Genomic DNA, 13650 nt, shown 5'->3' with positions numbered 1-13650 from the left:
CGCTACAGGAACGAATACGAGCATTCTTGGAACATCGACTCGTCATCTATCTGAGGGGGCGCGCTAGGCTTTCGACGATTCGACACTCGCCGATACGGTTCGCTTCGCATGATCGCAGCATAAGCCGCAGCTCATCCCGCAGTGAGGAGAGATCTAGGATCTTCTGTTCCACCTCCTCCAGCTGCTCACGAACAAGTTCATCGACTACTTGGCACGGGTTGTCGACGCGATCGGATAGCGCAAGCAGTTCGCGCACCTGCGCCATGCTGAAGCCGAGCTGGCGCGCGCGTCGAACGAATGTAAGCGCTGCCAAGTGATTGTCCGAATAGTCGCGGTAATTGCTGTCCGTGCGATCCGCAGCCGGCAATATGCCTTCTCGTTCATAATAGCGGATCGTCTCCGCCTTTGTGCCGGTGGCTATCGCAAGTTCGCCGATACGCATCGCTTGACCTTGTAGTTGCTACAAGGTGCATATGTTCTTGCGACTCGAACCTTTCAAGGAGAGTGGGATGGCGAAGTCCTGCTGCCAGACCCCGGAATGCCACACCGCCGCGCGCAACGATCCGCGCTGGCGCCGTGTCCTATGGGTCGCACTGATTGCGAATGCGGCCATGTTCGTGGTGGAGATGGTGGCCGGTGTCGCTGCTGATTCCCGTTCGCTCCAGGCCGATGCTCTCGATTTCTTCGGCGACGCCGCGAACTACGCGATCAGTCTCGGCGTTGCCGGGATGGCGCTCGCATGGCGGGCCAGAGCTGCCGTGGTGAAGGCAGCGACCATGCTGGCGTTCGGCATCTGGGTGATCGGCTATGCGATCTATGGATTGATGGCGGGTGCCGATCCGGAGGCGGCAACGATGGGAGTGGTCGGCACGCTGGCTCTGGCGACCAACGTGATCGTCGCGCTCATGCTCTTCCGGTTCCGCGAAGGCGATGCGAATATGCGGTCGGTATGGATCTGCTCACGTAACGATGCCATCGGCAATATTGCGGTTCTGGGCGCCGCGCTCGGCGTATTCGGAACGGGACAGGCGTGGCCGGATCTGCTCGTCGCCTCGATCATAGCCGGGCTAGCGCTGTGGGGCAGCATCGAGGTGTTCGGGCAGGCACGTCAGGAACTGGGTCATGGATAGCGGCGCTATTTCCAGCAGGGATGCCTTCCTCGCTGAGGAATACCGACGCGCAGCAAAGGCTTCGGATGAGCAGAATTTCGAGGAAGCCTGGCACCATCTCGAGCGGGCCCACGTGGTTGCCCAGGATCGCTTGGGGCCGCACTGCGTCTCTCATTGGCGTATGCTACAACTTGCTAGGAAGACGCATGATTGGCGTGAGGTTCGGGGCCAGATATTCCGGCTTTTCCTTGCTCCCATAGGTAACATCACCGGCAGACTTCCCATCGGAAACAATGGTCGTTCGAATGTAAGCGCATTCGCCCGGATGGACATAGAGCCGGAGATCAGTCGTGTGCTTGGTCAATCACCAGCTCAAAACATTCGCGAGTCGAAGTAAATCGATGGTATTGTTATGAAATCACATTCCATCTGGCGAGATTGTTCTTTCGCGGTAAAGCCGCCAGTGCTATCGGGCCACCGATGACCCGGCTCTTCGCCCGCTCCCTCTTGCTGCAGCTGATCACGCTGTGCGCCGCATTCGGTGTCCTGTGGGCTCCGGTAGCGGAAGCGGCCGAATGCGCGGGAGAGCCTTCGGTAGCATCTCAGCTTGAGCAGCATGATGAAACTGGTGGTGACGACCTTGGGCCGGAGAAGCACGGTGCCTGTGCGCATGGCCATTGCCATCATGCATCGCAGGCCGTCGGGCGGTCTTCTGACTTCTTTGCGTTAGGCTCGGTCAGGAGCGTCCTACAGGCTGGTCACCAGCCCTCGTTTGCATCCAATCTGACCGAACTGGCAACACCCCCTCCTCGCGCCTGACGTTTGCCGCGCGTCGGACCTGTTTTCCGACGCCGAACTGAACGTCAGTAGAGGAATACCCATCCATGTTCGCCATATTGGGGCGAGCAGCCCCCGTCTGGGGGCTGATACTCGCCCTGTCCACGGGACCTGCCAGCGCGCAGGACCCGCGTGTCGTCACGCTCGACGACGCCCTTGAACTCAGCGGGGTCGCCGCTGAGGCCGATACCGCCACCACCAATCCTCGCCTCGTGGGCCCCCGCGCGGAAACAGACGCGGCGGTTGCGCTTGTCGACCAGGCTCGCCTGAGCCCGAACCCCGAAGTCTCGTTCGACGTCGAGAACGTCGCCGGAAGCGGTGCATTCTCGGGACTCCGGTCCACAGAATATACGCTCTCCGTCGGCCAGCGTCTCGAGCTCGGCGGCAAGCGATCCGCTCGGATCGGAGCAGCCGAAGCCCAGGCCGAACTGGCATCTCTCAGGGCTGACCTGACCACGGTCGAACTGGGACGACTGGTGCGCGAGCGATATCTCGCAGCTGCTGGAGCGGCGGCGCGGGTCGAACTTGCCGAAGATGTCGTGGCGCGTAACGAGGAACTGGCTCGCATTGCCGGTGTCCTTGTGGAGGTCGGCCGCGAGCCGCCTCTGCGCGCGTTGAGGGCGGATGCGGCCCTTGCCGAAGCGCGCGCGAGCCTGGTTGAGGCAGAGGCGGAGAGCCTGTCGGCTCGAACAGCGCTCGCAACTCTATGGGCCGGCGGCGAAGCGCCGCTCGTTCCGGCGCAATTTCCGGATATCCTTCCGCCCGCTTCGCTTATGTCCGAGGCGCAGGAAAGCCTCGCCTACAGGGTCGCCCGCGCCGAGAGCATGGCTGCTGCGGCGGAGATCGAGCGGCAGCGGAGCCTGCGTATACCCGATCCGACGATCTCGGCGGGCGTGAGGCGCTTCGAGGAAAGCGGCGATAATGCCTTCCTCGTCGGCGTTTCGATCCCGCTTCCTTTCCGGGACCGGAACCAGGGCAACATCGCCGCTGCCGAGGCTTTGTTGCGTGCCGCGAACGCTCGCGAAGCCGTGGCACTCGCGGATTACGAGCAGGCGGTCGCCACGGCCCGCGCGAGGTATCTCGGGGCCGAAGCGCGCGTCGAGACCCTGTCGCAGACATCGCTGCCACAGGCGGAGGAGGCGCTGCGTCTCGTCCGCATCGGATATCGCAACGGACGCTTTCCCCTGATCGAAGTTCTCGCTGCAGCAGAGGCACGCGACACGATCCGCGAGGCGCTCATCGCCGCCCGCGAACAGAGGGGCCTGGCCGCAACCGAACTGATCGGGCTGGCCGCACAATGAAGGATACACCCATGAGACGCAGAAAGCTGGCGATCCTCGTCGGCATCGTGATCGCGATCGGCGCGCTGACGCTGATGTTCTGGCCGACCGCCGAGATGGACGACCATGCGCAGGAGGAAGCTGAGGCGGAAACACCTGAGGGGGTGGTCAAGCTGAGCGATGAGCAGATCGGCGAGGCCGGGATACAGCTGGCAGCTGTGCGGGCTGGAGCTGCTGTAGAACTCGTCTTTCCGGCAACGGTCGCGGCGAGTCCGACGGCTTCCGCACGTATCGATGCTCGCGCCTCGGGTGTCGTCCGCTCCGTCGGCAAGACGCTGGGCGACTATGTGGCACGCGGTGAGACCGTCGCCCGCATCGAAAGCGCGGATGCAGCTGCTCTCGCATCGCAGCTCAGCGCGGCGCGCGCCCGGGTGACGGAGCTGTCCGCCGCCTACGATCGCGAACGGCGCCTGTTCGAGGCGAATGTGACGGCCCGGCAGGATCTGGAGGCCGCACAGGCCAATCTCAGCGTGGCACGCTCGGAACTGCAACGGGCGCAGTCCGCGGTAGCCGCAGCCGGCGTCAGCGGCGACGGGCGTTCGCTGGCAGTCACCTCTCCCCTGGCTGGCAGGATCACCGCGGCACCGATCGTGCTCGGGGCCTTCGTCGATGCCGGCGAGGAACTCTACCGCGTGGTCGATCCCAACGGACTTCAGATCGAGGTGGCACTGCCCTCTGCCGAGTCCTCCCGCATCCAGCCTGGCGACGAGGCCGTGCTGCTCATCGGTGACGGTCGGGAAATCGGCGCCCGGGTGCGTTCGGTGACGCCTTCGCTCGATCCGGAGAGCCGCAGTGCGACTGCGGTCCTGTCGCTCTCGCGTGGTGTGCCGGGGCTTCAGCCGGGTGCCTTTCTTCAGGCGCGCATCAGGCCCTCGGGTGAGATCGACCGCGATCGGATCGCGGTGCCGGAGGACGCTATCCAGGTCGTTGAGGGACGCGACGTGGTCTTCGTCCGGACGAAGACCGGCTTCCAGGCGCGCGAGGTCGAAGTCGGAACCAGGTCCGCAGGCCAGGTGACGATCCTCTCCGGTCTCGAGGAGGGATGGCGGATCGCCGTAGGCAACGCCTTCCTGCTCAAGGCCGAACTCGGGAAGGAGGGTGCCGAACATGGGCACTGAGACAGGACCAGCACCAATCGCGGAGTCCCACCCCGATGCGGGCAGCCATCGCCACGGTCTGATCGGGGCGATCCTCGACATCGCCGTGCGGTTCCGCTGGGCGGTGATCGTCCTTACCGTCTTCGCAGCGATCTACGGGGCCATGAACCTTCTGCGACTTCCGATCGATGCTGTGCCGGACATCACAAACACGCAGGTGCAGATCAATACCAGCGCGCCTGCGCTCTCTCCCTCGCAGGTGGAGACGCAGGTGACCTTCCCCATCGAGACCGGGCTTGCCGGGATCGAGGGGCTGGAAATGACCCGCTCGATCTCGCGCAACGGTTTCAGCCAGGTCACCGCGATCTTCGAGGAAGGCACCGACATCTACTTCGCGCGCAGCCAAGTGAACGAACGGCTTGCCCCGATCGGTGCGTCGCTCCCGGAAGGAGCGGAACCCACGATGGGACCGATCTCGACCGGTCTCGGCGAAGTGCTCATGTATACGATCGAATACGAGTATCCTGGAGGTCGCGGCGCACCGGTAGGCACCAGGAACGGCTGGCAGTCGGACGGGAGCTTCATCACCGAGCGTGGTGAACGTCTCGACACCGAGGTCGCCAAGGCAGCCTACCTGCGCACGGTCCAGGATTGGGTCGTGGCTCCGTTGATGCGCTCCATTGACGGCGTTGCCGGGGTGGATTCGATCGGCGGTTACGAGAAGCAGTTCCTCGTCCAGCCCGATCCCGCCCGTCTCACCGGCTATGGTCTGTCATTCGACTCCCTGATCGATGCTCTCGAAGCGGCGAACCTCGCTGAAGGTGCCAACTTCGTCGATCGTGCCGGAGAGGCTTTGCTCGTCCGCGTCGATGCGCGCCTTGGGGGCACACAGGACATCGAACAGGCAGTGGTGGCAACCCGCGAGGGCGTTCCGATCCGGATCGGGGATGTCGCCGCGGTGCGCATCGGCGGCGATCTGCGAACCGGTGCTGCCTCGCTCAATGGCGAGGAGGCGGTCGTGGGCACGGTCCTCATGCGCAGCGGCGAGAACAGCCGCACCGTGGCTGCCGCCTCGGCCGAGCGACTGGAAGAAGTCCGCGCCTCGCTCCCTGCCGGAGTGGTCGCCGAGATCGTCTACAACCGCTCGTCGCTCGTCGATGCGACCATCGCCACGGTCGAGAAGAACCTCGTTGAAGGTGCGCTGCTGGTGATCGCAGTCCTGTTCCTCATGCTCGGCAATATCCGTGCTGCAATCATCGCCGCATTGGTCATTCCGATATCCATGCTGATGGCCGCCGTGGGAATGAACAGGCTTGGTGTCTCGGGCAACCTGATGAGCCTCGGGGCACTGGACTTCGGGCTTATCGTCGATGGTGCCGTTATCATCGTCGAAAACAGCGTCGCGCGGCTCGCCGCCAGGCAGCACCGCGAAGGCAGATTGCTCAGCCTCGGCGAACGGCTGACGGAGACACGGCTGGCTGCACAGGAGATGATCAAGCCGACCGTCTACGGTCAGGCGATCATCCTGTTGGTCTACGCGCCGCTTCTCACCTTCACGGGGGTCGAGGGCAAGACGTTCTCGCCCATGGCCATCACGGTCATGCTGGCACTCGCCTCCGCCTTCGTGCTGTCCCTGACCTTCGTGCCGGCGATGATCGCGGTGCTTCTCAATCGCAAGCTGACCGAGAAGGAGGTCAAGCCCGTTCGGATGGCGAAGGAACGCTATGGCCCGGCATTGCGCCGCGCCATTGCTCGTCCCTGGCCGGTGATAGGAGCGGGCGCCGGGCTTTTCGCCGTAGCGGCCCTCGTGTTCACCTTCCTCGGCAGCGAGTTCACACCGCAGCTGGATGAGCGCGACATCGCGGTTCAGTCGCTGCGGATACCGTCGACATCCCTCGAACGGTCGCTTGCCATGCAGAGACAGGTGGAGGACAAGCTCGAGACCTTCCCGCAAGTCGAGCTGGTTTTCTCGCGCACCGGCACGGCCGAGGTCGCAAGCGATCCGATGCCGCCGAACGCGTCCGACGCCTACGTGATCCTGAAGCCGCGCGAAGAGTGGCCCGACCCCGATCTGTCGAAGGACGAACTCGTCGCACAGATGGAGGAGTCGCTCAGTGGTCTGGTCGGCAACCTCTACGAGTTCAGCCAACCCATCGAACTGCGCTTCAACGAGCTGATTGCGGGTGTTCGCGGCGACGTGGCGGTCAAGCTCTACGGCGATGACCTGACCGCGCTGACCCGGTCAGCCGGAGAAGTGGCCGAGGTGCTGCGCGGCGTCGAGGGTGCTGCCGACGTCAAGGTCCAGCAGGTCACTGGCTTTCCCACGCTCGACATCGCCTTCGATCGCCCGACGATCGCCCGATACGGTCTGACCGTGGAGGAGGTCGCACAATCAGTGGCCATCGCGCTGGGTGGTCGCCCGGCGGGACTGGTATTCGAGGGGGACCGCCGTTTCGATGTCGTCGTGCGGCTCGAGGATGCGACCCGGGACGATTTCGATCAGCTCGGCGCTCTGCCCATAGTCCTCGAAAGCGGGGTCACGGTCCCGCTTCGCACGCTGGCGGATTTCCAGGTGGTCGATGGTCTCGCCGAGGTTCGCCGGGAGCAGGGTCGCCGATTGGTGATCGTGTCGGCGAACGTGCGCGAACGCGATCTCGGGTCGTTTGTCGAGGAGGCCCGGGCAGGCGTCTCCGAAAGCGTCGAACTGCCGGCTGCCTCCTTCATCGAATGGGGCGGGCAATACCAGAACCTCCAGGCCGCGCAGGCGAGGCTCGCCCTCGTCGTTCCGGTCTGCTTCGCACTGGTGCTGCTGCTCCTGTTCATGGCGCTCGGCGGTTGGGTTCCGGCATTGGCGGTGTTCAGTGCGATTCCGATGGCGTTGGCAGGCGGGGTCTTCGCACTCGCCTTGCGCGGGATGCCGTTCTCGGTGTCCGCCGCAGTTGGCTTCATCGCCCTATCGGGCGTCGCGGTATTGAACGGGCTCGTGATGATGACCGCGATACGCCAGCGCCTCGACAAGGGAATGCCTCTCGATGAGGCGATCTGCGATGGTGCATTGGCGAGACTGCGACCGGTGCTGATGACAGCGTTGGTGGCCTCGCTCGGTTTCGTGCCTATGGCCCTTGCAACCGGCACCGGCGCGGAAGTCCAGCGTCCGCTGGCAACGGTCGTGATCGGCGGATTGATTACTGCGACCGCGCTTACGCTCTTCGTCCTGCCCGCCATCGCGCGGCTCGTGCTCAATCGATCGGACGATGAGCGCAACTGGCGCGAGAAGTGGTGGGATCGCCTGCGTCGGAATGTGACCAGCGACGAGCAGCGCGAGCTGACGGACATCGCATGATGGTCCCGGAAAGGAGGATACGATGTTGAAGATAGACGAAGAGAAGGGACTGCTGCGGATACGCGCGAGTGGCCAACTCGAAAGCTCGGACTACGATGACTTCGTGCCTCGGTTCGAACAGCTTGTCGGGCGAAAGCCCGGCAAGCTGCCGATGGTAATCGAACTCGCGTCCGATTTTGCAGGCTGGGATCTGCCCGGAATATGGCGCGACCTCAAGTTCGACGCGCATCATCAGGACAGCTTTGGCAGGATCGCCATCGTCGGCGATGCGAAATGGGAGGAATGGGGCACCAGGCTCTCCGATCCTCTCATCGGCGCCGAAATGAAGTTCTTCAAGCCTTCCCAGCACCAGGTTGCCGAGAACTGGGGCCGATCCGGGGAGGACACGGCATGAGTGGCGACCATGATATCGATCTCGGTTCGGCCGGGAAGCGCCGGACGCTGTGGATCGTGCTCTGGCTGAACGTTGCGATCGCGATCGGGTTCTTCGTCGTCGGCTACTTCGCGGACTCGAACGCGCTCTTGGCGAACGGGCTCGACAACTCGTCCGACGCGATAGTCTATGCGCTCAGCCTGCTCGCGCTGGCCCGCTCGCGCATCTGGCAGCGTGGTGCGGCGCGGTTCTCCGGGGTCATGCTCTTGGTATTCGCGGCAGGTGTCATTGCCGATGCCGTGCGTCGGTTCGTGGAAGGCTCGGAGCCAGGTGGATTCATGATGCTCGCGATGGCAGCAGTCGCAGCCGTGGTGAATCTGATCTGCCTGCGGATGCTTCAGCGGACGGAGGACAAGGACGTCAGCATGCGCGCAGCGACGACCTTCAGCTTCAATGATTTCATTGCCAATGGCGGGATCATCATCGCGGGGATCGTCGTGATGCTCACCGGCGCTAATTGGCCCGACCTGGTGGTAGGCGTCGCTGTGGCATGCATTGCCCTTTATGGCGGCATCCAGATCCTGCGCGATGCCCACATGGACATTCATGACGAGGAAGGGAGCGAGCATCGGAAGGGGGATCAGTTCTGAACATGAGCAATCATCACACACATGGTGGGCATGGCGGCCACAGCCACGGCGAGGAGAACCTGAGCGATCGCCAGCTAATCTTCGCGGTCGCGATCAACGTCCTGCTTACGCTCGCTCAGATCGTCGGCGGGATAGTATCGGGTTCGCTGGCTCTCATTGCCGACGCCCTTCACAACTTCAGTGACGCCGCCTCGCTCGGCCTCGCGTGGTTCGCCCGTAGGATCGGCAGGCGTCCCGCCGACAGACGGATGACGTTCGGTTATGCGCAAGGCGAGGTCGTCGCTGCGCTCATCAACCTGACGACGCTGCTCATCATCGGCTTCTATCTGCTCGTCGAAGCGGTCAACCGCTTCGCCGATCCGCAACCCATCGAAGGATGGACGGTGATCGCCGTTGCGGGCGTGGCATTGGTGATCGATCTGGTGACCGTTGTCATCACCCACCGCGGCGCCAAGGACAGCATCAACATGAAGGCGGCGTTCCTGCACAATGTGTCCGATGCCATGGCCTCTGTCGGGGTGATCGTCGCCGGGGTCTTGATCCTGCTATACGATCTCTACGTGGCCGATCTGGTCATCACGGTCATCATCGCTGCTTATGTGATCTGGCAGGGACTATCGTTGATGCCGCGCACGGTCCGCCTGCTGATGGGTGCGGTGCCTGATGACGTCGAGCTGCAAGAAATCATGGACGAACTCGAGGCGATCGATGGGGTCGAGAGCATCCACCATCTGCATGTCTGGAACCTGGGAGAGCACCGCCGCGCCCTCGAAGTGCATATCCTGCCGTCCCATTCGTCTCTCGAACGGTTCGAAGACCTGAAGCGAACGGTGCGGCTGCGCGTCTCGTCCCGGTTCGGCATCGAGCATGCGACGCTGGAAGCTTGCCTCGCAACGGACTGCGATGAGGGACTGATAGCCCAAGCCGGGCATTCCGGACGCGTTTCCGAGGATTGAACTCGCACGTGAAAAGCACGGGCGGCCGGAACCTATCTGTCCGATGCGGTATTACTTGGCGGCTTCGGAGAGGAAGGTCGCCAGCCTCTGCACGGCTCCTCGCTCTGCCCTGTAGGTGACTGAGCGCCCTTCCTTCGTCGAAGAGACCAGCCCCGCGTTTCGCAATACCGATAGGTGCACCGAGGTGTTGTTGGGCATGGTGTCGGTCTGCTCGGCAACCTCGCTGGACGTGATGCCGTTGGCCGCTCGCGCTATGGCCAGGAATATCTCCAACCGGGTTGGCTGGGCCAAGGCACTGAGTTTCGCGACGGCATCCATCTTTTCCATTCTCCTGCAGATAGCGTCAGTGATCCCTACCGACAAGTTAATTCAATACTTCATTACCTATTGAAGTATTTTCTGTTCATGCTATGTGCCATCCACGAGGCACCGGAGGGTCCGGTGCAGAGCGTGGGGAGCGGTGCGATGAGCGATACCGCAGAATTTGAATTCGAACCTTATTTCGAGCAGCGCGCCGAGGACTGGGCACTCGATCCGCTCGAGGACGAAAGCGGCGGCATGTTGGCTGTTCACCGTGTCGCGCTCGTTCGGATCGCATGCGTGGCTGCAGAGACCGGGGCGCGAATGCAGCGGGACGGCTTGGCGGAGGATCCGATCGGCTGGATGGTCTCGCCGCTCGAGCTCTTCGAAGGCCGTGCGCCGATCGAAGCCTGCATGGAGCGCGACGCCTGTTCGAAGGCGATCCTTCTTCACGGCTTGGGTCTCGGCCTCGACGCTGATCCAGCGGTGATCGATCGATTGCTATTCGACCATTCGGCATCCTCGGAGAGCGGACGTGGTTGAACCGGCGCAGTCCGACATTCGCCAGCTCCGCCGCGTCGATCTTCGCGTGGGTGAAACAGGGTTTGGGGATCCGGACGATCCCCAACGTGTCGCTGCCGTCTTGGATGTGGAGACCACCGGGCTCGATCTCGAAAGCGACAGGGTCATCGAACTGGCGGTGCGACGCTTCAGGTATGATCCCGGCGGGCACATTACCGAGATCGGCCGGGCGTGGTGCTGGCGCGAGGATCCCGGCGTTCCGCTGCCCGAGGATGTGATCCGTATCACCGGCATCACGGATCAGGACCTGATCGGCCGGAGGATCGACGACCGGGTCGCGGCCGATATCATTTCGTCCGCCGACGTCGTCATCGCCCACAACGCGGCGTTCGACCGCCCCATGGTGGAGAAGCGCCTTACGGACCTGCCGACCAAGCGATGGGCTTGCTCGTGCGTGGAGATCGACTGGGCCGCCGCTGGATTCGAAGGCAGGTCGCTCGGCTGGCTCTGTGCACAGGCCGGTTGGTTCTACGATGCGCACCGAGCGCAGGGGGATGTCGACGCGCTCATCCAGCTTCTGCGGCACGAGCGGACCGATGGGCACCCGCTGCTCTACGAGCTCGATGGGACCTCGTCGTGCGACAGCTTCGTCATCGAAGCGGTCGGCTCGGCCTTCTCGACCAAGGATGCTCTGCGGATGCGCGGCTACCGATGGGACCCGAAGGGGCAGGTCTGGTGGCGTGAGGTCATGGATTTCCGCCTCTTGGACGAACAGGCTTGGTTGGCCCGTGAGGTCTACGCGAGCGGAAAGGGAGCACGAGCCCTCGGGCCGCGGCTGACGCGTCAGGATGCCTACAGCCGATACCGTCGCAACGGCCTCGATTGATCGACTGATCCATGTCCTCACGAACCAGCGCAGGAGAAGCGAAGATGGCGAGGAAGCCCACCGGACGAAAGAAAGCAGGCAAGCAGGTCGTGACGGCGGAGTTGCCGGACGGATTGGTGAATGAGGCGCCGGTCACCTACCCGGTGGCGGACACCAGCATCACCGCGCTGCAGGTCTATCACAATCCCGATCGACGTCCTTCGGGTGACGGGCCTTGGAACGACGAGGCCGATAAGGTCGCGTGGGTCGATGCGGAGACGGGCCTCGGCTGTATCATGCTCCGTCAGAAGAACGGGACCATCTCGGGCTATGTGGGGGTCGGCCCGGAGCATCCACTCTTCGGGTTCGAGGCGGATGCGGTGCCGGTCGGCGTTTCCAACGCGGTGCACGGGGGCGTGACATACGGCAAGGCCTGTGAGGTCAATCGCTTTGCGCGCGTGGCTTGGGGGAAGCCGCGCAAGGAGCGCTACACAGTATGCCACGTGAACAGGGTCAGGTTGGTGCAGGAATATCGCACAGTGCAGACCTCCGAGGACGAGTTCCACGAGGACCTGTGGTGGCTGGGCTTCGACACCGCCCACCCCGGCGATCTCGTTCCCAACGGTCGATATGGCGAAGGTCGAAGGGGCGATGTCTACCGTGACCAGGCCTTTGTCTACGCGAACTGCATCGAACTGGCGCGCAAGTTGAAATCGCTGACCGAGAAGAGTTCGGACAGGGCTACGCCGACCCGCGAGCCACTCGGCCTTCCGGCTCCTGCCGAACGCAAGGGTGAGTGATGGTCAGCTCGTTTCACCCTTCCGGTGCCGGTAAGGAACGCTACGGCGATGATCGGCATCCCGATCTGCCCTGGGGATACTGGATGGTTTCGAGCGGATCGGTGCCGGGAGAACCACCCCTAATCGATGAGGACGGCCGTGAGTGGGGATCGGTGCGCGAGGCATTCTGGATCGATCGCCTCGGACTGCCCTCGATCCATTCCGGCTGGATGAACGGGATCATGGAATTCATGGCGAGCTACCTCGCTATTGCCGACGGCCGCTTCGTAGCACCGGAGGAGCGGGTCCGTGATATCTTTCTTGGTGATGGTCACCTCGATCAGTTCTTCAGAGCCTACCTACTCGCAGCTGGGCTAGTGAACGACACGGACGGAAGGCCGACACCTGAAGGGCGCTCTGTGCTGCTGATGCTGATTGCCACGCGAGCGAGCGAGGATGCTGCGGAAGATGTCGGTCTTGACTGGATTATCGCGAACCGCACGGTAGCGGGTCATTCCGAACGCAGTAAGGCGGCCGACCAGATCGCAAGGCGAGAGCGCGTCGCCGCGCGCATGGCGCATCGCTTCGCGACCGATACGATCGGCAATGATCCGGTGGTAAAACTGATCGGCTTGCGGATCACCCGGGAGGTCCCGGTGCGCAGCACCCTGTGGACGATGACCTGGTCTGATGGCGACCGTCTCGCGCGTGACCAGTTCTACCTCTGGCTGCTCGAACGCATCGATCGCTGGGATGATTGGAGCGAGCTGGTGACGCGGGACGGCGCGCGTGCCCTGACCGAGCATTTCATGAAACTCGCGTTTTGCGATCGTCTTTCCTTCGCTTCGACTTGACCGGGATCTCGACCGGACCAATCCACATCAAGGGTTTTGCCGCTCACACACTTTGAACTCCATGCAAATTATAGGCAGGAACTGCCTAGTCCGCATCTCGCGACCGCTCGATGTGCGCGCAAGGTCCGAATTTGGGGTGGGAAACCCTCAGTTTGAGTCGCTTGTCGTTGGACCATAACTGGCGGTTCGCTTCAGCCCTTACCAGTTAGGCTCTCTACCACTGGGCATCGGTCATGATCGCTCGCGCCGCACTGTTCGACCAATGTAGCGAGTGCAAGTTCCATGCGTTCGAGGTCTGCTAGCTTGGCGCGAACGTTTGAAAGGTGCTGTTCGGCGATAAATTGCACGCGGTTGCAATTTGAGTGCGGTCGGGGCGCTAGATCGAGCAACGCTTGCACCTCTTCTAGTGAAAAGCCGAGTTCGCGTGCACGCCTGATGAAGCGGAGACGGTCAACATCCGCCGGACCATAGTCGCGGTAGGCGCCCTTGCGCGGCGGCGGTTCGATCACGCCGATCCGTTCGTAATACCGTATCGTTTCAATATTGCATCCGGTTCGCTTCGACACTTCACCGATTTTCATACGAATCCTCTTGAGTCTGTAGTGGCTACAGACACTAGATATGA

Annotated in this window: 15 protein-coding genes; 12 read left to right on the top strand and 3 right to left on the bottom strand. The window is 62.9% G+C overall.

Annotated features, from left to right (window positions below; genetic code table 11):
* Positions 1–46: 46 nt before the first annotated feature.
* Entirely contained in the window at positions 47–442 is a 396-nt protein-coding gene (locus P8Q88_RS01670; protein ID WP_278322089.1) for a MerR family transcriptional regulator, read from the bottom strand.
* A gap of 67 nt (positions 443–509) precedes the next feature.
* Between P8Q88_RS01670 and P8Q88_RS01665 the strand changes: the two genes are divergently transcribed.
* The 8 genes from P8Q88_RS01665 (at position 510) to P8Q88_RS01630 (ending at position 9705) form a co-directional block, all read left to right on the top strand.
* Positions 510–1130 (top strand): cation efflux transmembrane domain-containing protein, encoded by a 621-nt coding sequence (locus P8Q88_RS01665; RefSeq protein WP_278322088.1) that lies wholly within the window; start codon positions 510–512, stop codon positions 1128–1130.
* Positions 1123–1506, top strand: coding sequence for a DUF3703 domain-containing protein (locus P8Q88_RS01660; RefSeq protein ID WP_278322087.1), 384 nt, complete (start codon positions 1123–1125; stop codon positions 1504–1506). The genes P8Q88_RS01665 and P8Q88_RS01660 overlap by 8 nt, the downstream gene beginning before the upstream one ends.
* A gap of 487 nt (positions 1507–1993) precedes the next feature.
* On the top strand, positions 1994–3247 hold the full coding sequence (locus tag P8Q88_RS01655) for a TolC family protein (RefSeq protein ID WP_278322086.1): 1254 nt from the start codon (positions 1994–1996) through the stop codon (positions 3245–3247).
* Positions 3248–3258: 11 nt separating this feature from the next.
* The gene (locus P8Q88_RS01650; protein ID WP_278322085.1) at positions 3259–4404 is read left to right on the top strand and encodes an efflux RND transporter periplasmic adaptor subunit; all 1146 of its coding nucleotides are present in this window, start codon (positions 3259–3261) and stop codon (positions 4402–4404) included.
* 58 nt (positions 4405–4462) lie between these two features.
* Positions 4463–7726, top strand: coding sequence for an efflux RND transporter permease subunit (locus P8Q88_RS01645; protein WP_278322750.1), 3264 nt, complete (start codon positions 4463–4465; stop codon positions 7724–7726).
* Between the two features lie 22 nt (positions 7727–7748).
* The gene (locus P8Q88_RS01640; protein WP_278322084.1) at positions 7749–8120 is read left to right on the top strand and encodes a SpoIIAA family protein; all 372 of its coding nucleotides are present in this window, start codon (positions 7749–7751) and stop codon (positions 8118–8120) included.
* The gene (locus P8Q88_RS01635) at positions 8117–8749 is read left to right on the top strand and encodes a cation diffusion facilitator family transporter (RefSeq protein ID WP_278322083.1); all 633 of its coding nucleotides are present in this window, start codon (positions 8117–8119) and stop codon (positions 8747–8749) included. Before P8Q88_RS01640 ends, P8Q88_RS01635 begins: the two co-directional genes overlap by 4 nt.
* Positions 8750–8751: 2 nt before the next feature.
* On the top strand, positions 8752–9705 hold the full coding sequence (locus P8Q88_RS01630; protein ID WP_278322082.1) for a cation diffusion facilitator family transporter: 954 nt from the start codon (positions 8752–8754) through the stop codon (positions 9703–9705).
* 51 nt (positions 9706–9756) lie between these two features.
* On the opposite strand, the gene P8Q88_RS01625 is transcribed toward P8Q88_RS01630, so the two are convergent.
* Positions 9757–10032, bottom strand: coding sequence for an ArsR/SmtB family transcription factor (locus P8Q88_RS01625; RefSeq protein ID WP_123639991.1), 276 nt, complete (start codon positions 10030–10032; stop codon positions 9757–9759).
* Between the two features lie 138 nt (positions 10033–10170).
* Between P8Q88_RS01625 and P8Q88_RS01620 the strand changes: the two genes are divergently transcribed.
* From P8Q88_RS01620 to P8Q88_RS01605, 4 genes are read left to right on the top strand one after another with little or no spacing between them, the layout of a single operon-like run.
* Positions 10171–10548 (top strand): hypothetical protein, encoded by a 378-nt coding sequence (locus P8Q88_RS01620; RefSeq protein ID WP_278322081.1) that lies wholly within the window; start codon positions 10171–10173, stop codon positions 10546–10548.
* Positions 10541–11413: a 3'-5' exonuclease gene (locus P8Q88_RS01615; protein WP_278322080.1), complete on the top strand. Its 873-nt coding sequence runs from the start codon at positions 10541–10543 to the stop codon at positions 11411–11413. Before P8Q88_RS01620 ends, P8Q88_RS01615 begins: the two co-directional genes overlap by 8 nt.
* A 44-nt stretch (positions 11414–11457) precedes the next feature.
* The gene (locus P8Q88_RS01610) at positions 11458–12192 is read left to right on the top strand and encodes a hypothetical protein (RefSeq protein ID WP_278322079.1); all 735 of its coding nucleotides are present in this window, start codon (positions 11458–11460) and stop codon (positions 12190–12192) included.
* Positions 12192–13025 carry a hypothetical protein gene (locus P8Q88_RS01605; protein WP_278322078.1) on the top strand — a complete coding sequence of 278 codons (834 nt, stop codon included), beginning with the start codon at positions 12192–12194 and terminating at the stop codon, positions 13023–13025. The genes P8Q88_RS01610 and P8Q88_RS01605 overlap by 1 nt, the downstream gene beginning before the upstream one ends.
* A gap of 191 nt (positions 13026–13216) precedes the next feature.
* On the opposite strand, the gene P8Q88_RS01600 is transcribed toward P8Q88_RS01605, so the two are convergent.
* Positions 13217–13606 (bottom strand): MerR family transcriptional regulator, encoded by a 390-nt coding sequence (locus P8Q88_RS01600; protein WP_278322077.1) that lies wholly within the window; start codon positions 13604–13606, stop codon positions 13217–13219.
* Positions 13607–13650: the final 44 nt, after the last annotated feature.

The organism is Qipengyuania marincola, from assembly GCF_029688625.1.
In the GTDB taxonomy this organism is placed as follows: Bacteria; Pseudomonadota; Alphaproteobacteria; order Sphingomonadales; family Sphingomonadaceae; genus Qipengyuania.
Note: the sequence above shows the minus strand (reverse complement) of the source record. Positions and strands in the feature narration are given on the sequence as shown.